Raw genomic sequence first — 18,394 nt, 5'->3', positions numbered from 1 at the left:
ACTATTAGCTATTAGCTAATTTCGCAATGCTAAAAATATTACACAACGTGATAACTATTGTTATCACCTAGTCCGAAAAAAAGGCGCTAAAATGGCCGGGTGTTGCACCGTCCCGCCACCCCAGGAGCCCTGCCATGCCGATGCCACCTGCCTTTGCTGCCCATCTCGTGCTCAGCGAGCACGCCGACACCATCTATTACGCCGACCTGTTCCGCATCGAGGGCCAGGTCTGGGCCCTGACCGGTGTCGGCAAGAGCGATGCCGGCCGTGCCGCCTCGGGCGACGACCGGGAGAATGACCTGGCGCGCGATGCGGTGGCGTTCCGGCGCGTAGGCGCCCTGCTGCAGGCGCGCTACGACCTCGGCGCCGTCGACCCGACTGACCCCGATCCCTGGCACCCGGTGGCCGCCGTGGTGTATTGCCTGGGCGAACACGACACGCGGGCACGCTACGGCGCGGCAGCGCGCGCCCTGCTGGCGGTCGACGCGCTGACGGTGGGCGCGCAGCTGGTGCACCAGCCCTACCCGGGCAGCCTGGCGCGGTATTTTGTGGTGCCGGAGGTGATGGCCAGCCTGTACGACGCCAAGCAGCGGCTGCAGCGCTGGCGCGAGCTCACCGACGGTGCGGTCGGCACGCAGTGGTGGCTGGCGCCGTGGATGGCCACGGCCGAGGCCAAGGGCGCACTGTACCGGGGTGCGGTGCTGGCCCAGCGCAAGGGCGCAAGCCCATGACGAGCCCCGATCTGCTGCGGGCCCTGATGCCCGATCCGCCACCGGCGGATGAGCCAATGTCGATCGAGGACTGCGCGCTGCTGCGCGGCCGGTGCCAGGGATTGCCGATGGCAGTGCTGGTGGCGCGCTACGGCGCCGAGGGGGGCCTCAGGACGCTGCGCCAGACGCTGGAGGCGCGTAAACAGCAACTGCTGGCCCGCGCGATCCGGCTGGGGCAGACAGCGTTAGCGCAACGGCTGGCCCAGCCCTGGCAGCCGGCCCTCGGGCCGGCACTGGAGTCGTTGCTGGCGGCCGGCTGCAGCCAACCGACCCGCGCCGCGCCGCTGTGGCAGTGGTGGCCGCCACGCACGGTGGCGCGGCTGGGCCGGCACGGACTGCACAGCGTCGGCGACTGCATCGCCTGGATCGATCATGCCGGCCCGCGCTGGTGGCGTTCGCTCGCCGGCGTCGGGCCGAAACAGGGGGCCGCGCTGACGCGATGGTGCTGGGAGCATCGCGTCAGCCTGGATCTACCGGCGGAGTGGCGCGATGCCCAGCAGGTGCTCAGGGCGCGCCGCTTCGTACGCTCGGCGCTGCCCGCCGCGGGCGGTGCGCTGCAGCCGCTCGAGCAGATCCGCTACCCGCTCGAACAGAGCGCACGTCTGGACGGCAGCCAGGGCTACAACCGGGCCGAGCGCTCGCGGCTGATGATCGAGGCCGGCAACGATCGCGAGGCGATCGCCTGTTACCTGGCGCAGTATCACGGCCGGCCGCATACCTTGCGGTCGTACCGCGCCGAATTGGAGCGTTTTCTGCTGTGGACGATTTTTGAGGCGCAGCGTGCGCTGTCCGATCTGCGCGTCAACGACTGCGCCGACTACCTCGCCTTCCTGGCCGAACTCGGCGACACGAGCCAGTGGCGCTGGCGCCAGCCGCGCGAGGCCTGGCTCGGCGGTCACAAGGGACGCCGCGGCAGCGACGATTGGCGGCCGTTCGCCGCCGCACCGTCAGCGCGTAGCCAGGACCGCAGCCGTACCATCCTGCAGGCCTTCGGCGGCTGGCTGGTGCGCGTCCGCTACTGGGCCGACAATCCGTGGGACGCGGTGCCGCGCCAGCGCCTGGCACCCGCCCCGCCTGTCGACGCCAGCCACGCGCTCAACGCGGCGCAGTGGCGCTTCGCGCTCAACTGGATCGAGGCCCCGGGCAGCTATCCGCCGCACCTGGTGCACAGCCGCCAACGCACCCGCTGCCTGCTGTACCTGGCGTACGGCACCGGACTACGGCGCGCGGAATTGTGCCAGGCGCGCCTCGGCGATCTCGAGTACGTGGTGACCGATGGTCTCGCCCAGGGCTACTGGGTCATCAAGGTGATCGGCAAGGGCCGCCGCGCCCGCCGCGTGCCGCTCGCCGACCGGGTGGTGGCAGAGCTGACCCGCTACCTGGCCGCGCGCGGGTTGTACGGCCGGTTTACCACCTTGCCGCCCGAGCTGCCGCTGCTCGACCGCACCCGTGACGAGACGTTCGCGGCGCCGAGCCACGGCGACGGCCGCACGCTGAGTACGGGCGCGCTCTATGCCAGCCTAAAAACCTTCTTCCGCTCCTGCGCGACGCAACTGGCGCGCGAAGGGCATGCCGGCTCGGCTGAGCGCTTCGCGCTGGCGAGCACGCACTGGTTGCGGCACACGCACGCCACGCTGGGCCTGGCCGGCGGCGCCGACGTCGGCGCTACCATGCGCAACCTGGGTCACGCTCACCTGTCAACGACAGGCATCTATCTGTCACCCGACGAGTTGCTGCGCAAACACATGCTGGACGGGTTGTTTGACGTAGACACCGTGCGATCAGAACCTGACGATTCTGCTTCGGAGCTTGAATGACCCTTCGAGTATCAAGCAGTGAGGCGGCCAGTCAATTGATGTCGGCTATCCGCAGCGCGTGATTGAAAACTGATCGTTCAAGGCGTTCGGAACGCTATTCAAATACCGCAACGATTGATTGAACGGCCTATGGCTACGTGGAGTAGTAAGGCCACTAAAATGGAGGAAGCCGTATGTCTAACTCGAATACATACGAATGGGAGAAGAACGTACTAGGCGAACACGGCGAATACCCCGGCCACCCGGTCGTTCTCGCGTGCATGATAATGGACCGCTATCAGGATCTCTGCACGGCCAGTACACGAGAGCCAGGCCAGGATGATAACAACGCCCTGCGTGACAGCTTCATCCCTGGTACTGGCTGTGCTGTTTACGCTGCCTTGCACACTCTGTGCCTTGCCAAAGATCAGGGTCTGGAGGCGGGCTATGCCCATGCAGAGCGATATTGGGCTGGGTGGGAGCAGCAGAACCCTAACAATGTGGCGGGAGCGGCCCACGGCCGAGAGCAGGCTAAACGGATAAAAGTTCGCTTCGAGGAACGTCTGAGGGTGTGGGGTACATCGCATGATCCAGGCTCGCCATACCGGGTTCATTCGCACTTGTAAACGGCATATCAACGTAGGTTTTGACCCGTCTGGATCGCATGTTTCAACTTTGGGCACGCCGATCGCGACGGGGAACCTTTGAGACGACTTCAATCACGGAATGCGGATCGCCTTGATGTCATACACACGCTACATTAACGGTAGGGTAGGGGTGGCAAGCAGCGGCGACTGGAGAATGATGTTGCAATGGCCGAATCGTTAACCGTGTAAGCCAGCACTTTCGCCTAGCACCATGATTCGGTTCCCGCTACACTGCGCGAACATTTGAATCAGTCAATCCGGAGAAAAGCTTGAAAACACCCCGCACCTTAGCAAACCAAGCGGAGGGTAAGGCGCCAGAGCGTCCGTTATCCAATTTGAGGGATTGTTTGAAGGCGCTAACTGCCGACAATTTGGCGATCCTCGCCGAACTTGAACGGCAAGCTACTGAAATAAATAAAGCGATACAAACGCAGAAATCAAATATCAAAAATGCGGTATTGTTGTTCATCAGCGAAGTTATAAGAGAATACGAAGTTACCGCTGAAGACGTTCTGGCAATTCAACGTAAAACAGAGAAGTCGACGAAGCCAGCAATTGCTTTAAAATTCCGTGACCCAGAAAACCATGACAATATTTGGTCTGGTCGTGGAGCTCGACCACGATGGCTTACTGATCGCATAAAGCTAAACCGATCGCCATTTGTCGAAGCGGCAACGTCAGATAATGAAAACGATGCCGTACGGCTAAATGAGCGCCTTGCAAAAGGTTTGGTGTAATGGATTAACCCTACTCTAGAGCCACGCAATCTGCCAAGACCTCTTCGTTCATTTCGTAGCAGTAGAAGAAGGTTTGCCAGCGACGCGTCGCATGACCTACTTCATGTGCCAAGATTAACCGCAAGTCGCTTTCCGACAACCGGGACAGGTATGCCCGGGAAACCCGTATGCGGTGCCGAAGCGGTGAATAGTGGGCACCCGAGTTGGCGATCCCGAGTGAGGGTGCCCGGCTTAGCCCAACAGCCTTCGCAAGACCCACCAGCTCCGATATCGCCCACTGCTGACGATGTTGCGACGTTTGTATCTCCTGCTTACTCAGACGCACTCTGAACCGTCTAGGGCCCGGGTCCGTAGTAAGCCAAATCAACACGCCGCACCACAAGACAATACTGACCAAAAGCAATAGATGGGTAAGGCTATGCATAACCGTCCTAAGTGCTCAGGCAGAGCACTTTTCGAATAGACCGGCATTGTGGACGGCTTCGCTGCAAGCCTGATTCAGCCACACGACTTCAGTACGAACGGAAGTTCCTCGACCTGCTGAAATCCGACTTGGTTTTGAATACTGAAGCCAGTCAGCCAGGTGCGTGCCGTAAAGGTCTGACGGGTATCCGCTCAGGACTACCATCCCCTTTAGTTCACGTAAGGCCCCTATCAACTGGATGTGATCGGCGTCGCTCATTTCGTGGCGGTAATAGCCGCGTGTTCCCCCAGTACCACCTTGCAGCACGCGGGTGGAATGAAGATACGGCGGATCGACAAAATGCAGGGTATCGGGCGCGTCGTGCTGACGCATGACCTCAATTGCTGGTCGGTTTTCGATCAATACGCCGCTCAGACGCTGGCCAGCTCGAGCCAGGGCGTCCGGGTAGTGAGACCACAGGTGTTGGGCTGTGGCGTACTCTCTTGCCGTGTCAATACGGAAGCCAGTCTGTCCTTTGGTGGCACCAGCTGATCCAAACCCCATTTGTGCCCGAACTGCCATACGACGGGCTTTCTCGATGGGGTCGTCGGTTGGTTCCCATGCAAGGTCGAACTCGTCTCTAGCGTACGGCGTCAACGTGCAGCCTTCGATAAGCTTTGCTCGATCTACAGGATCTCGAAGCACTGCGAAGAAGTTGGCCACCTCACTGTCGAGGTCGTTGTAAACCTCGGCGTAGGCCCTGGGCTTCTGCAACAGAACGCCGGCCGCGCCGCCGAATGGTTCGACATAGCATTTATGCGGAGGGAAAAAGCCCAGGAGCCACGAAGCGAGGCGAAACTTGCTTCCGTGGTAGCGGAGCGCCGGACGTAGGATGGTTGAGTCAGCAAGTGCTGTGGTTTTCATCATTCTTCCTATTCACACAATCCATAAGCAGATGAGCATGCAGTTGCGTCAACCAGTCCAGCCAAAAGGTCATATTGCCGCCCGCCACGACTGGTGTTGGCCCAGTCGACGACTTGATCAATCTTGCTCCGAGCGAAAATTGACGCCGGTGACCCCGTGAGGTTATCCACTTTGTGAAAGAACGTTGAAAACCCGTGCTTGCTACACTGACTGACGCGCCACTCCCAGTCTGCAATGCGCGAGACATGGCCGGGGCGTCGAACTGCAATTACTCTGATTTCATCCTTGCCGGCGTTGATACATGGCATGCATCCCACTCGACTCATTCCTTGGTAGTAAAGTCTGTTAGCCTTGAACTCGGTTGAGTCGATCTCTCGAATTTCCAATACGGGCTCGATGCCGAGTGGTTGAAGCTGCTCGCGCAGCTGCTGGCATGCCCGCTCAACTTCGTCACCGGTGCCGGCACAGCGAGGACAGGTTTGCCCGCCGGAGACCAGCCGTTGCCAAACAATGGGAAGTGTCTTCATGGTCTAGCCTCGCAAAAAATGGATCTCATCTCTCGATTGGGTGACGCTGCACACATCCCTCTCGAACCCAACCGCGGCCGATCGCTATGCGGCAATGTCTCCTGGGCATTGCTCAGTCTTGAAGCTGTGTCACGGATCTGTCCTTGCCCGCATTCGCCAACAAATCCAGTGATAGCGCGGCCTTGTCGCGCTGTAACCAACCGAATAGCAGTGTTGCGCTGACGGCCCCGATGAGCTGCGCGACGATAAACCCAGGGGCATCCTGTGGGCGGATGCCGGCAAACGTATCAGTTGCGGCGCGCGCTAGCGTCACCGCAGGATTGGCGAACGAGGTCGAGGCGGTGAACCAGTATGCACCCACAATGTAGCAGGCCACTGCAAATGGGACCGCTTCGGGACGGCTACGCGAGCAACCGAAGATGACGGCCAACAGTCCGAAGGTCGCGACAAATTCGCTCCACCATTGGGCTGGCCCAGTACGAACATGCTGCGAGGCAAAGAACAGCGCTTCGCCGAACATGCCATGTGCCGCCGCCACCCCGCAGAAGGCGCCGACGATCTGCACCACCACGTACAGCGCCGCGTCACGTGGTGCCAGTTCACGACGGATAGCGGCCGCCAGCGAAACAGCCGGGTTGAAGTGGGCGCCGGAAATGCCACCAAAGGTTAGGATCAGCGCGACTAGGCCACCGCCGGTTGCAATGGCATTGGCCAACAAGGCCACACCCACATTTCCACCCGAAAGTCGCTCAGCCATGATGCCGGAGCCCACCACAGTGGCGAGCAACAGCGCTGTGCCGAGCCATTCGGCCACCAGTCTACGTTTCAAGTCCATTAACGATTGCTTCCAAGTTGTCTGAGTTGGTTTTGTAGCGACAAGCGGTCGATCTTCTCAAGTGGCAGGCTCAAGAAAATGCGCAGTCGATTGGCGATTTCCATATAGGTGCGCGAGAACGCCTTCAGTTTGTCCTCGGTCTCGCCTTCGGTCTGCGACGGATCGGTAAAGCCCCAGTGCGCCGTCATCGGTTGGCCCGGCCAGGTGGGACACGCTTCGCCCGCCGCGTTGTCGCAAACGGTAAAGATGAAATCCATCTTGGGTGCATCAGGTTGTGCGAATTCAGCCCAGCTCTTGCTACGCAAGCTGTCGATATCATGCCGGTAGTGACGCAGCGTCTCCAGCGTCAGCGGATGGACCTCGCCGCGTGGATGGCTACCGGCGCTGTATGCCTGGAACTGGCCGCGCCCCAGATGGTTCATGATGACTTCGGCCAGGATGCTACGCGCCGAATTACCGGTGCAGATGAACAGCACGTTGTACGTTTTATCGCTCATCTCAGTTTGTCTCCCAAGTTTGGATCTGGCCTTCTGCCAGCTGTAGCAAGCGGTCTACTCCGATCGGCTCCTGTTGTTGCAAGGGTACGACCGCATAACGTTGCGCGTGGCGTGTTGCGACCGCATCGATTTCACGCAATTCGTTGCGTGCACGCTGACGCAGCAAGGGGGAACTCACGGTCGTGGCCGCGACGCTGTTGTTGATGACCCAGGCCCACGGCTCAATGCCCGCGCGCCGAAGATCCGCTTGCAGATTGGCCGCCTCCAGCACCGGCGTGGTTTCCGCCAGCGTGACCAGCAGCACTTTGGTTTGTTTCGGATCCTGCAACTGCATCATCGGCGTGGTGAAGTGCAGCCCCTTGTCGCCCATTTGCCGGGTGACTTCGCGGTGGTAGGCGCCGGTGGCATCCAACAGCAAGAGGGTGTGGCCCGTTGGTGCGGTATCCATCACCACGAATTTCCTGCCGGCTTCGCGAATAATTCGCGAGAATGCCTGGAACACAGCGATTTCCTCGGTGCAGGGTGAGCGCAAGTCTTCTTCCAGCAAGGCGCGTCCTGGTTCATCCAGGCTGGCGCCTTTGGTCGCCAACACTTGTTGCCGGTAACGTTCAGTTTCGGCTTGCGGGTCGATACGGCTGACGGTCAGGTTATCGAGCGTGCCGTTCAGCGTTTCCACCAGGTGTGCCGCCGGGTCCGAGGTAGTCAGATGGACCGGCAGTCCGCGCTGCGCCAACTCGACCGCAACCGCTGCCGCCAGCGTGGTTTTACCGACACCGCCTTTGCCCATTAGCATCACCAGGCCATGGCCATCGGCAGCGATGTGCTCGACCAGCTCGGATAGGTTGGGCGCTCGCAGCAGCGGTGCTTCAACCTCAGCTACAGCACGTGCTGGAGAGGTCTGGACATCCAGCAACTGGCGCAGCGCGTCCAATCCAACCAGGTTGAACGGTTTGAGCTCGACCTGATCGGTGGGCAGCTTGAGCAAGGCGGCTGGAATCGCACCGAGCGCTGCCTGTTCACGTTGGTAGATCGCGGCGGCCAACGGGTCGTGGTCAATTTCCGGCGCAGGCAATACGCCATTGATGACCAGATACTGTTGCGACAAACCGATAGCGGCCAACTCTTCATGGGTGCGCGCCACCTCCCGCAAGGTGGCCTGCTGCGCGCGGGCAACCAGGATCAGGCGGGTACGCTGGCCATCGGCCAAGGCGGCGACGGCGGCTTTGTACTGTGTCCGTTGCTTTTCCAGGCCGGCCAGTGGGCCAAGACACGAGGCATCACCCTTGCCTTGTTCCAGAAAGCCACTCCACGCGCCGGGCAGCTGCAACAGGCGGATCGTGTGGCCAGTTGGCGCTGTGTCAAAAATGATGTGATCGTACTGCTGTGTCAGGTCTGTGTCAGTCAACAGCGCAGTGAACTCGTCGAACGCAGCGATTTCCGTGGTACAGGCCCCGGAAAGCTGCTCTTCAATCCCTTTCACCACCGGCTCGGGCAGCACGCCACGCACCGGGCCGACAATTCGATCGCGGTAGGCTTGCGCCGCTGCCTGCGGATCGATTTCCAGCGCCGACAAGTTGTCGACCGTTGGAATAGCGGTAATGTGATTGCCAATCTCGATGCCAAACACTTGCCCCACGTTCGAGGCCGGGTCAGTACTCACCAGCAATACCCGCTTCCCGTCAGCCGCCAACCGGAGGGCGGTGGCACAGGCGATGGAGGTTTTACCGACGCCACCCTTACCGGTAAAAAACAGGAATCTGGGGGCCTGTGCAAGGAAGTGCATGTCGTGTCTCCGAGGTTTGCTTAACAGCAACGGCTGCCGCTGCAGCAACTGCCCGCCGGCTTCAATTCCGCAGCGGCAATACCCGCCCAGCGAGCAAGCTCGGTTCGATTCGGGTAACGGCCGGCTAGTGCCATTTCGCCGTCAACTAGAATTACTGGCAACGCTTCCGCACCGGAGCGTTCCAGGAAGCCCTTGATGATGGGGTTGTCGGCAAATGCCATGGGCTGCTGTGCCAGATTGAAACGTTCGATCTGCGCACCGTTCTGCTTTGCCCAGTCGATATCGGCAGAGGCACTGACCAATTGCTGGTCGACGTCGACACCACATACCCCAGTGCTGCAGCACAGGGCCGGGTCAAAAATCTGGATCGTGCTCATGTCCTTGTCCTTTTCTCAACATCCAACTCGCATACTGAGCCGTCTGGATAGATTTTTTGCAGGGCCGCGCGTTGCTCCGGCTTGATATTGATGACCGGCCGGATTGCCTTAGCTCGTGCTTCCGCATCATCGAGCGTCTTGCATTCGCCAAGCTCCAGTAACACGCCGGCCGCGACGGTGCCGGTGCGGCCTTTGCCGCCGCCGCAATGGAAGCCGACTTTCTTACCCTCACGATAGGCGCCGACGACGGTATCGATCGCGGTTTTGAACAACGACACCTGATCCTGCGTCGGGTCGTCTCCCAGCGGAATGCGGATCCAGGTCACGTTGGCATCCGGCGCCGCACAACCAGTTGATTCTTCACGCAGGTCGACGACCACCTGCACGCCATCTTCTGCCACCATGGCAGGCACATCGCTCGCGCCGCCCAGATAGATGCTGCCGGCAATCAGTTGGTGATAAGTCTTGTCTTGATTCATGCGTTTTCCTTAGGGCTGCAAGGTGCCAATGCGATCAAGCTCGGCTTTCAGGCGTTGGCGGTCCTGTTGCAGCGTCTCCAGCGGCAGGGCCAGGAAGGCTTCGATACGTGTGCGCAGAATGCGGTAGGCGGTCATGAATGCCGCGTCGATCTCCGCGTCGGTTCCGGTCGCATGCGCCGGGTCTTCTACGCCCCAGTGACCGCGCAAGACCGGGCCTAGATAGGCCGGGCAGGTTTCGCCGGCGGCACTGCCGCATACGGTAATCACGATGTCCGGCGTAACGGGTAGGTTCTCCCAGGACTTGCTGTGCAAGCCGTCGACCGAGATGCCCTCGCGTTGCAACAGAGCCAGCGAACGGGGATGGACGTAGCCCGTTGGTTTGCTACCGGCACTGATGGCGCGGATCGATGGTGGCGCCAGATGGTTGATTGTTGCTTCGGCCAGGATGGAGCGGCAGGAGTTGCCGGTGCACAGAATCAGGATGTTCATATTTTGCATCGTCATTTATTAGTTGGGTGGGAAGGCTCAACCGGTGAGCTGCAGTCGCCGTCACCACAAGTGGGGCGGGCCTCGACGCAGCGTTCCGGGTGCCCGCCACAGCAGTTGCTGGTGAGGAAGTCGACCACTTGCAGCATCGCCGGAATATTTGCTCGATAACGCTGATAGCGGCCTTCCTGTTCGACCCCGATCAGGCCAGCCTGGGTCAGTGTCTTAAGATGAAACGACAGGTTGGACGGCGCGATATCGAGCGCGCTGGCGATGTCACCGGCTACCATGCCGTCATGTCCGGCGCCGACGAGCAGCCGGTAGGCATCGAGACGGGCACTGGCAGATAGGGCTTCAAAGGCCAGTAATATTTGCGGTTTGTCCATTTTTCAATAATTCAATAAATATTGAAACAACATATAGACTAACTACCGAATGTGACAATCAGGTTAAGTGCAACAGCCAGGCGCGGAGGCGGCCGATACAACCGGCTCGCATGTCGTCGCGCGGCAGCAGTTCTCCGTGAGGAACCCTAGCAGAGCGTTCATCGCCGAATAATTCGCCGCATAGTAGATGAAGCGACCTTCCTGGCGCGGCACGATCAAATCGGCTCGGCTGAGTTCTTTCAGGTGAAATGACAGCGTTGCCGGTGCTACGTCGAGCTGCTCGCCAATCTTGCCCACAGGCAAACCGTCAGCCCCCTGCGTAACGAGCAGCCGGAAGATGGACAAAGGGGTTCTAAGCCGGAACCCCAGATTTTTCCGTCACCCTACGTATACCCAACAGTCGTGTCACCAGCCGCCATCTGTGGCTACGCGCGTGCCAGCCGTGTTGCCGGGTGCCAGGCTAGACCGATCAAGGCAATCACGCAGAAGCCAGCCCCGGCGTAGAACGTGACCGATGCGCCCAGCCTGTCCCACAACAGGCCGGCGACGACACTGGCGAGCAGCATGGCGATGCCGCTGACCAGGTTGAAGAATCCGTAGGCGGTGCCACGCAGATCGGCGGGCGCGGTATCCGCCACCATCGTCGCCAGCAGGCCCTGCGTGATGCCCATGTGCACGCCCCACAGCGCGACACCGGCGAGCACGACGCCCCAATGGTCGTTTGTTGCGAGCACCAAGTCGGCCGCGATCAGCACGGCTAGGCCAAGGGCGAGCAGACTGCGGTGACTCACGCGGTCAGAGAGCTTGCCGAACGGATAGGCCGACAGCGAATAGACCAGGTTCATCGCCACCATCACCAGCGGCACCAAGGCAATCGGTACGCCGCCTTGCTGGGCGCGCAGAACCAGGAAGGCTTCGCTAAAACGGGCCAGCGTGAACACCGCGCCGATGCCGACGACCCACCAGTAGGCGGCGGGGAGACGGCGCAGGTTCTCGCGCCGGATCGGGTTCGTGCGCTTGTCGGTTTGGAGATGTGCCGGCTCGTGCAGACCGACGGCGAGCAGCGCGACACTCGCCAGACCGGGGATGACAGCCACCCAGAACACGGCGCGAAAGTCGTTGGCCCACAGCAGCATCAGGCCAACGGCCAGCAGTGGCCCGAGAAAGGCACCCACCGTGTCGAGCGACTGGCGCAGACCGAAGGCCGCGCCCCGGATGTGTGGTGGCGTCAAATCGGCCACCAGGGCATCGCGCGGTGCACCCCGGACGCCCTTGCCGACGCGATCCAGCAGCCGCGCGGTGAGCACGACGCCAGCGGTCGGTGCGAGGGCGAATAGCGGTTTGGTCAGCGCGCCCAGCGCATAGCCGAACACCGCGAGAGCCTTGCGCTTGCCCAGGTAGTCGCTCAGCGCGCCAGAGAAAATCTTGACGATCAGCGCCGTGGATTCGGCCAGCCCTTCGACCAAGCCGACTACGAGGGCGCTTGCGCCCAGGGTCGTGACCATGAACATCGGCAGCAGGCTGTGGATCAGCTCCGACGAGATGTCCATCAGCATGCTGACGAAGCCAAGTATCCAGATGCCAGCCGGAATCTGCTTCAGCGGGGCGTTGCGGTGCTGGTCGTGCATGGCTTTGGTTGTCCCGCTTCTCTGAGGATTTCGATGGCTTCTTTGGCGACATACAGGCCGATGGCGAACCCGACCAGCAGGTCGGCCATGCGCAGGCCAGTGAGCCAGACCAGCAGACCGGAGGCGAACACCGCGATGTTGGCGATCACGTCCACGCGCGTGAAAATCCAAGTCGCGCGCAGATGGACTTCCCCATGCCGGAACTTGTCCAGCATGCGCAGCACGGTCACGTTGACGGCCAGCGACGCCAGCGAGAACGCCATCATGGCCGGCCCCAGCGGCTCGCTGCCATACAGGCCACGACGCACCACGTCGAGCACGATGCCGACGCCGAGGATCAGCAGCAGCGCTCCGCTCCAACGCGCCGCATTGCGCTTGAAGACCGCTCCACGCGATACCGCCAGCAGCGCGAGCGCATAAGCCGAGGCATCGGCCAGCATGTCGAGCGCATCGGCCATCAGTCCACTGGACTGCGCCCACAGGCCGGCCGCCATGCCGATGACGAACATCGCCGCGTTGAGGCCCAAGGCGAGGCGTAGCGAGGCGCGTTCATCTTTGGACTGCGCTGATACGTTGGAACATTCGCAAGCCATCGTCACTCCTTCTTCATGGGCGCACCCAGCCGGCCGCGATGGGCCGCGCCAGGAGCGCGCGGTATAGCCGCTCGAATTGGCGCACCAGCGGCTCGCCTGCTCCTTTCCAGAGCGGCAAGGCGACAGCATGGGCAGCCCAGGCAGCCATCACGGCCCCGGCCATGTCGAGCGGGAAATGCACGCCCAGGAACACGCGCGCCCAGGCAACCGCCGCACCCGTTGCCAGCACGGCACCCGCGAGCCGGGTTGCGCCGCCAAACAGCAGCGTCAGCCCGACGCCGGCAAACACGGTTGCGTGATCGCTCGGAAACGAGGATTCGGCGGCGTGACCGAGCCAAGCATGTCCCAGGCTCACCATGAACGGACGCGGGTGCATCCAGACGAGGCCAATCACCTGGTTCGCGCCGAGCGCGAGCAGCGTGACCAGGCATGCCTTGACGGCCAGCCGGCGGCGCGCCTGTCCGCCCCACAACCAAAGGGCGGCCAGCAGTACCGGGATTAAATAGATTAGACCCTCGGCAATGCCGATGGCGGTATTGACCAGCCAGGGCGGCGTCGCGTCACCGCCGTTGATATGCAGAAATAAGGCGCGGTTGAGGGCTTCGATTCGGTCAGTCGGCCTCCACGTCGTCGAGGCTGCCGCAGCACAAGCTGTCCGGGTATAGCGTTGTCAACTGCGACAGTGTTTCCTGCACCTCTTCCAGTTTGGTCGCCATGTAGGACACCTGCTCGTCGAGATCGCAGGCCAGCTCGAACAGCTCTGTCACCTGGCTGCGCGATCCCTCGTTGATGACCGCCATCGCCAGTTGATGCAGTTTCAGCAGGTCGGTGCGAAGCTGGGGCGGCGTGGCGTATTCGCCATCGTTGAGGTCGTCACGCAGTTCGTCCACGGCATCGACGGCGCGCAATAGCGAGGCCGTCTCGAAATTCTCGGGGGACAGCTTGTCCCACTCTTCATCGGTGATGTTGGCATCCATGCACATCCTTTCCTTGATTGGGTCGTCGGTCACAGGCCAAGCTCGCTATGGGAGCCGATGCGCACGAGCTGCAACACCTCGTCATCGGGCTTCCGGTAGATCAACACCAAGTCGGGCTTGATGTGGCAGTCCCGATGATCCTTCCAGTCGCCGGTCAGCGCATGGTCGTGATGACGCGGCTCCAGCGGCTGATCGCACGCCAAGGCTTTGACGACGGGCATCAGTTCCGCATCGAGCGAGGTGCGGTGCTGGCCTTTCGCCTCGCGCTTGTAGTCGCGCTTGAACTGGCCGGTGTGCTCAATCCTCCGCATGCATATCCGCCATCAGCGCCTCGACGCTATCGAAGCTCTTGAGGTTGCCGGCGCGGGCCTCGCGCATGGCGGCGATGGTGGTTTCATTCGGCACCAGTGGCTCAAACGGCAACGCCTTCTCGCGCGCGATGCGGGTCAGCATGATGCGGAAAGCATCGGACACGGTGAGGCCCATCGCCGCCAGCACGGTCGATGCCTCTTCCTTGATGTGCTCGTCGATGCGGGCGCGGACAACTGCATTTGCAGACATGGTGTAACCCTCCATAGGTTATGAGCCACATTGTAGCCCAAATATCTGCGTTGCGCATCCATGCAGTTCCCCGGCGAGCTGTCGCCAAACATTTGTTTTGCGACATACTGGCAACAGTCCTATGCACCAACCTCCTTCTAGCCTCAAAATTGTGCGGAAAACTCTGTCGCCACACGCTACCATGCGGAAACCTATCCCGGATGGTTATCCGCCTATGTTGATTGGTTACATGCGCGTGTCGTCGGACTCCGACCGGCAAAGCACAGACTTGCAGCGCGATGCACTGCTCGCCGCCGGCGTCGATCCGCGCCATCTGTTCGAGGATCACGCCTCCGGCGCGAAGGATGACCGCGCCGGCTTGGCGCGGGCGCTCGAATTCGTCCGGTCTGGCGACGTACTGGTCGTGTGGAAGCTCGACCGGCTCGGCCGCTCGCTGTCGCATCTGCTCGCCATCGTGACCTCGCTCAAGGACAAGCGGGTGGCGTTCCGTTCGCTGACGGAGAACCTAGACACCACGACGCCATCGGGCGAGTTCCTGTTCCAGGTGTTCGGCGCACTCGCGCAGTATGAGCGGGCCTTGATCCAGGAGCGCGTCGTTGCCGGCCTGGCCGCCGCGCGCAAACGCGGCCGGATCGGCGGCCGGCCGCAGGCGATCACCGGCGAGAAGCTGGACGCGATCATCACCGCGCTCGATGGCGGCATGTCCAAGGCGGCGGTATGCCGCAACTTCAACGTCAAGCGCACCACCTTGATTGAAACCCTGGCGCGAGCGGGCTGGCGTGGCACGGGAAAGGCGGCCGATGAACAACAAGAATAAGCTGCTCAGCGTCTTATCCGACGCCGAGCAGGAGGCCCTGTACGGCCAGCCGGACCTCGACGATGCGCAGCGGCTGGAATACCTGGCCTTGACCGAAACCGAACTGGCGCTCGCCAGCAGCCGGCCCGGCATACCCGCCCAAGTCTATTGCATCTTGCAGATCGGCTATTTCAAAGCCAAGCATGCCTTCTTCCGTTTCGACTGGAACGAGGTCGAAGACGATTGCGCCTTCGTGCTGAGCCGTTATTTCCACGGCGAGCCGTTCGAGCGCAAGCCGATCACCAAGCACGAACACTACACCCAGCGCGAGCGGGTCGCCGAGCTGTTCGGCTACCGGCCATGGGCAGCCGGCTTCCTGCCGCAACTCGCGCAGCAGGCCGCCCTGATCGTGCGCCGCGACGTGACGCCCGGATTCGTGGCCACCGAGCTGATCGTCTGGCTCAACGAGCACAAAATCATCCGGCCCGGCTACACCACGCTGCAAGAACTGGTCAGCGAAGCCCTGTCCGCCGAGCGTCGGCGCTTGGGCGATCTGCTGGCGGAAGCGCTGGACGAATCCGCCAAGGCTGCGCTGGGTCAACTTATGGTGCGCGACGACACCCTGTCGCAACTGGCGGCGCTCAAGCAGGATGCCAAGGATTTCGGCTGGCGTCAGATGGCCCGCGAACGGGAAAAGCGCGCCACGCTGGAACCGCTGCATCGCATAGCGAAGGCGCTGCTGCCCAAGCTCGGCGTCTCGCAGCAGAACCTGCTGTACTACGCGAGCCTGGCGAATTTCTACACTGTCCACGACCTGCGCAACCTGAAGGCCGATCAGACCCAACTCTACTTGCTGTGCTATGCCTGGGTACGCTATCGGCAGCTCTCCGACAACCTGGTCGATGCGATGGCCTACCACATGAAGCAGTTGGAGGATGAAAGCAGTGCTGACGCAAAGCAGTCCTTTGCCGCCGAGCAGACGCGCCGTCAGCAAGACACGCCGCAGGTCGGCCGCCTGCTTTCGCTTTACATCGACGACAGCGTGCCCGATCCCACGCCGTTCGGCGAGGTGCGCCAGCGCGCCTACAGGATCATGCCGCGCGACACGCTGCAAACCACTGCGCAGCGCATGAGTGTGAAGCCGGTGAGCAAGCTGGCGCTGCACTGGCAGGCGGTGGACGGCCTGGCCGAGCGTATCCGCCGCCATCTTCGGCCGCTATATGCCGCACTCGACCTTGCCGGCACCGATCCGGACAGCCCGTGGCTCGCGGCGCTGGCTTGGGCCAAGGGCGTGTTCGCCAAACAGCAGCGCCTGTCGCAGCGACCGCTCGCCGAATGTCCGACGGCCACGCTGCCGAAACGCTTGCGGCCTTACCTGCTGACCTTCGATGCCGAGGGCAAGCCGACCGGCCTGCACGCTGACCGCTACGAGTTCTGGCTGTACCGCCAAGTCAGGAAGCGCTTCCAGTCGGGGGAACTCTACCTCGACGACAGCCTGCAACACCGCCATTTCTCCGACGAACTGGTTTCGATGGACGACAAGGCCGACGCGCTGGCGCAGATGGACATTCCCTTCCTGCGGCAGCCGGTCGATGCCCAGCTCGACGCGCTGGCGGTCGAGCTGCACGCGCAATGGCTGGCCTTCAACCGCGAGCTGAAACAGGGCAAGCTGACCCACCTGGAATACGACAAGGACTCGCAGAAGCTGACCTGGCGCAAGCCTAAGGGCGAGAATCAGAAGGCCCGCGACAAGGCGTTCTACGAGCAACTGCCGTTCTGCGACGTAGCCGATGTGTTTCGCTTCGTCAACGGCCAGTGCCAGTTCCTGTCGGCGCTGACGCCCTTGCAGCCGCGCTATGCGAAGAAGGTGGCCGACGGCGACAGCCTGATGGCGGTCATCATCGCGCAAGCGATGAACCACGGCAACCAGGTCATGGCGCGCACCAGCGACATCCCGTACCATGTGCTGGAGAGTGCTTACCAGCAGTATTTGCGCCACGCGACGCTGCACGCGGCCAACGACTGCATCAGCAACGCCATCGCCGCGCTGCCGATCTTCCCGTACTACTCGTTCGACCTCGATGTGCTGTACGGTGCCGTAGATGGCCAGAAATTCGGCGTCGAACGGCCGACCGTAAAGGCGCGCTACTCGCGCAAATACTTCGGGCGCGGCAAGGGCGTGGTCGCCTACACGCTGCTGTGCAACCATGTGCCGCTGAACGGCTACCTGATCGGCGCGCACGATTACGAGGCCCATCACGTATTCGACATCTGGTATCGCAACACGTCGGACATCGTGCCGACCGCGATCACCGGCGACATGCACAGCGTCAACAAGGCCAACTTTGCCATCCTGCACTGGTTCGGCCTGCGCTTCGAGCCGCGCTTTACCGACATGGAAGGCCAGTTGCAGGAACTGTATTGCGCCGACGATCCGGCGCTGTACGAGAAGTGCCTGATCCGGCCGGTCGGAAAAATCGACCGCGATCTCATCTTCAGCGAAAAGCCGAACATCGACCAGATCGTCGCCACGCTCGGACTGAAGGAGATGACGCAGGGCACGCTGATCCGCAAGCTGTGCACCTACACCGCGCAAAACCCGACGCGGCGCGCGGTGTTCGAGTTCGACAAGCTCATCCGCAGCATCTACACACTGCGCTACCTGCGCGACCCTCAATTGGAGCGCAACGTGCATCGCTCGCAGAACCGCATCGAGTCCTACCACCAGCTACGCTCGACCATCGCCCAGGTCGGCGGCAAGAAGGAACTGACCGGCCGCACCGACATCGAGATCGAAATCAGCAACCAGTGCGCAAGGCTGATCGCCAACTCTGTCATCTACTACAACTCGGCCATCCTGTCGCGGCTGCTGACAAAGTACGAGGCGAGCGGCAACGCCAAGGCACTGGCGTTGATCACGCAGATGTCGCCGGCGGCGTGGCGGCACATCCTGCTGAACGGGCATTACACCTTCCAGAGCGACGGCAAGATGATCGACCTGGATGCGCTCGTGGCCGGGCTGGAACTGGGGTGACGGAAAAATCTGGGGTTCCGGCTTACAACCCCCTACAGGCGCGTTTCGCACGATTTGGCTACCTTGCCCTAGGGTTGGCTGCAAAAACGCGCCTACGGGCTTTTCTGTGGCTTCCGGCGGCATTGCCGGGGCGGTCTTGGGCTTGGTGGTGGTGTTGA

21 protein-coding genes are annotated in these 18,394 nt (G+C 61.7%); 5 read left to right on the top strand and 16 right to left on the bottom strand.

The features are described from left to right. Positions 1-134: 134 nt before the first annotated feature. The 3 genes from ABWL39_RS19775 (at position 135) to ABWL39_RS19765 (ending at position 3,950) form a co-directional block, all read left to right on the top strand. Positions 135-731 carry a hypothetical protein gene (locus ABWL39_RS19775; RefSeq protein ID WP_367795591.1) on the top strand — a complete coding sequence of 199 codons (597 nt, stop codon included), beginning with the start codon at positions 135-137 and terminating at the stop codon, positions 729-731. Beyond that, positions 728-2,587, top strand: a complete 1,860-nt coding sequence (locus ABWL39_RS19770) for a tyrosine-type recombinase/integrase (RefSeq protein WP_367795588.1) — start codon at positions 728-730, stop codon at positions 2,585-2,587. The genes ABWL39_RS19775 and ABWL39_RS19770 overlap by 4 nt, the downstream gene beginning before the upstream one ends. A gap of 895 nt (positions 2,588-3,482) precedes the next feature. Beyond that, positions 3,483-3,950 (top strand): H-NS family nucleoid-associated regulatory protein, encoded by a 468-nt coding sequence (locus ABWL39_RS19765; protein ID WP_367795585.1) that lies wholly within the window; start codon positions 3,483-3,485, stop codon positions 3,948-3,950. 439 nt (positions 3,951-4,389) lie between these two features. On the opposite strand, the gene ABWL39_RS19760 is transcribed toward ABWL39_RS19765, so the two are convergent. The 16 genes from ABWL39_RS19760 to ABWL39_RS19685 all read right to left on the bottom strand — a co-directional run bounded on the left by ABWL39_RS19760 (position 4,390) and on the right by ABWL39_RS19685 (position 14,406). Beyond that, on the bottom strand, positions 4,390-5,280 hold the full coding sequence (locus ABWL39_RS19760) for a DNA adenine methylase (RefSeq protein ID WP_367795583.1): 891 nt from the start codon (positions 5,278-5,280) through the stop codon (positions 4,390-4,392). A gap of 5 nt (positions 5,281-5,285) precedes the next feature. Continuing rightward, positions 5,286-5,804: a DUF2703 domain-containing protein gene (locus tag ABWL39_RS19755; protein ID WP_367795580.1), complete on the bottom strand. Its 519-nt coding sequence runs from the start codon at positions 5,802-5,804 to the stop codon at positions 5,286-5,288. 112 nt (positions 5,805-5,916) lie between these two features. After that, positions 5,917-6,639: an MIP/aquaporin family protein gene (locus ABWL39_RS19750; protein WP_367795577.1), complete on the bottom strand. Its 723-nt coding sequence runs from the start codon at positions 6,637-6,639 to the stop codon at positions 5,917-5,919. Further along, complete coding sequence (locus ABWL39_RS19745) at positions 6,639-7,136, bottom strand: arsenate reductase ArsC (protein ID WP_367795574.1); 498 nt, start codon at positions 7,134-7,136, stop codon at positions 6,639-6,641. Before ABWL39_RS19745 ends, ABWL39_RS19750 begins: the two co-directional genes overlap by 1 nt. Position 7,137: 1 nt before the next feature. After that, positions 7,138-8,919: an arsenical pump-driving ATPase gene (gene arsA, locus ABWL39_RS19740; RefSeq protein WP_367795571.1), complete on the bottom strand. Its 1,782-nt coding sequence runs from the start codon at positions 8,917-8,919 to the stop codon at positions 7,138-7,140. A 20-nt stretch (positions 8,920-8,939) separates the two neighbouring features. Then, positions 8,940-9,296, bottom strand: coding sequence for an arsenite efflux transporter metallochaperone ArsD (gene arsD, locus ABWL39_RS19735; protein ID WP_367795568.1), 357 nt, complete (start codon positions 9,294-9,296; stop codon positions 8,940-8,942). Next, complete coding sequence (locus ABWL39_RS19730; RefSeq protein WP_367795565.1) at positions 9,293-9,775, bottom strand: dual specificity protein phosphatase family protein; 483 nt, start codon at positions 9,773-9,775, stop codon at positions 9,293-9,295. Before ABWL39_RS19730 ends, arsD begins: the two co-directional genes overlap by 4 nt. 9 nt (positions 9,776-9,784) lie before the next feature. Beyond that, a complete protein-coding gene (locus tag ABWL39_RS19725) occupies positions 9,785-10,264 on the bottom strand; it encodes an arsenate reductase ArsC (protein ID WP_367795562.1) in 480 nt (159 codons plus the stop codon). 11 nt (positions 10,265-10,275) lie between these two features. Continuing rightward, positions 10,276-10,647 carry an ArsR/SmtB family transcription factor gene (locus tag ABWL39_RS19720; protein ID WP_367795559.1) on the bottom strand — a complete coding sequence of 124 codons (372 nt, stop codon included), beginning with the start codon at positions 10,645-10,647 and terminating at the stop codon, positions 10,276-10,278. 63 nt (positions 10,648-10,710) lie between these two features. Further along, positions 10,711-11,016: an ArsR/SmtB family transcription factor gene (locus tag ABWL39_RS19715; protein ID WP_367795682.1), complete on the bottom strand. Its 306-nt coding sequence runs from the start codon at positions 11,014-11,016 to the stop codon at positions 10,711-10,713. A gap of 56 nt (positions 11,017-11,072) precedes the next feature. Then, on the bottom strand, positions 11,073-12,275 hold the full coding sequence (locus ABWL39_RS19710) for an MFS transporter (RefSeq protein ID WP_367795556.1): 1,203 nt from the start codon (positions 12,273-12,275) through the stop codon (positions 11,073-11,075). After that, positions 12,245-12,868, bottom strand: a complete 624-nt coding sequence (locus ABWL39_RS19705) for a cation transporter (RefSeq protein WP_367795552.1) — start codon at positions 12,866-12,868, stop codon at positions 12,245-12,247. Before ABWL39_RS19705 ends, ABWL39_RS19710 begins: the two co-directional genes overlap by 31 nt. 13 nt (positions 12,869-12,881) lie before the next feature. Then, positions 12,882-13,475, bottom strand: coding sequence for a phosphatase PAP2 family protein (locus tag ABWL39_RS19700; protein WP_367795679.1), 594 nt, complete (start codon positions 13,473-13,475; stop codon positions 12,882-12,884). Between the two features lie 4 nt (positions 13,476-13,479). Continuing rightward, positions 13,480-13,845, bottom strand: a complete 366-nt coding sequence (locus tag ABWL39_RS19695; RefSeq protein ID WP_367795550.1) for a transposase — start codon at positions 13,843-13,845, stop codon at positions 13,480-13,482. Between the two features lie 29 nt (positions 13,846-13,874). Further along, a complete protein-coding gene (locus tag ABWL39_RS19690) occupies positions 13,875-14,156 on the bottom strand; it encodes a type II toxin-antitoxin system YafQ family toxin (RefSeq protein WP_367795547.1) in 282 nt (93 codons plus the stop codon). Continuing rightward, positions 14,143-14,406: a type II toxin-antitoxin system RelB/DinJ family antitoxin gene (locus ABWL39_RS19685; protein ID WP_367795544.1), complete on the bottom strand. Its 264-nt coding sequence runs from the start codon at positions 14,404-14,406 to the stop codon at positions 14,143-14,145. Before ABWL39_RS19685 ends, ABWL39_RS19690 begins: the two co-directional genes overlap by 14 nt. Before the next feature lie 214 nt (positions 14,407-14,620). On the opposite strand from ABWL39_RS19685, the gene ABWL39_RS19680 reads away from it, so the two are divergent. Together ABWL39_RS19680 and ABWL39_RS19675 are read left to right on the top strand one after the other, a co-directional pair. Continuing rightward, entirely contained in the window at positions 14,621-15,223 is a 603-nt protein-coding gene (locus ABWL39_RS19680; RefSeq protein WP_367795541.1) for a recombinase family protein, read from the top strand. Next, positions 15,207-18,236 (top strand): Tn3 family transposase, encoded by a 3,030-nt coding sequence (locus ABWL39_RS19675; RefSeq protein WP_367795538.1) that lies wholly within the window; start codon positions 15,207-15,209, stop codon positions 18,234-18,236. Before ABWL39_RS19680 ends, ABWL39_RS19675 begins: the two co-directional genes overlap by 17 nt. The last annotated feature ends 158 nt before the right edge of the window (positions 18,237-18,394 follow it).

Origin of the sequence: Chitinivorax sp. PXF-14 (genome assembly GCF_040812015.1) — a bacterium.
Classification (GTDB): Bacteria; Pseudomonadota; Gammaproteobacteria; order Burkholderiales; family SCOH01; genus JBFNXJ01.
The sequence above is the reverse complement of the archived record's forward strand: the minus strand, read 5'-3'. Positions and strand labels throughout refer to the sequence as shown.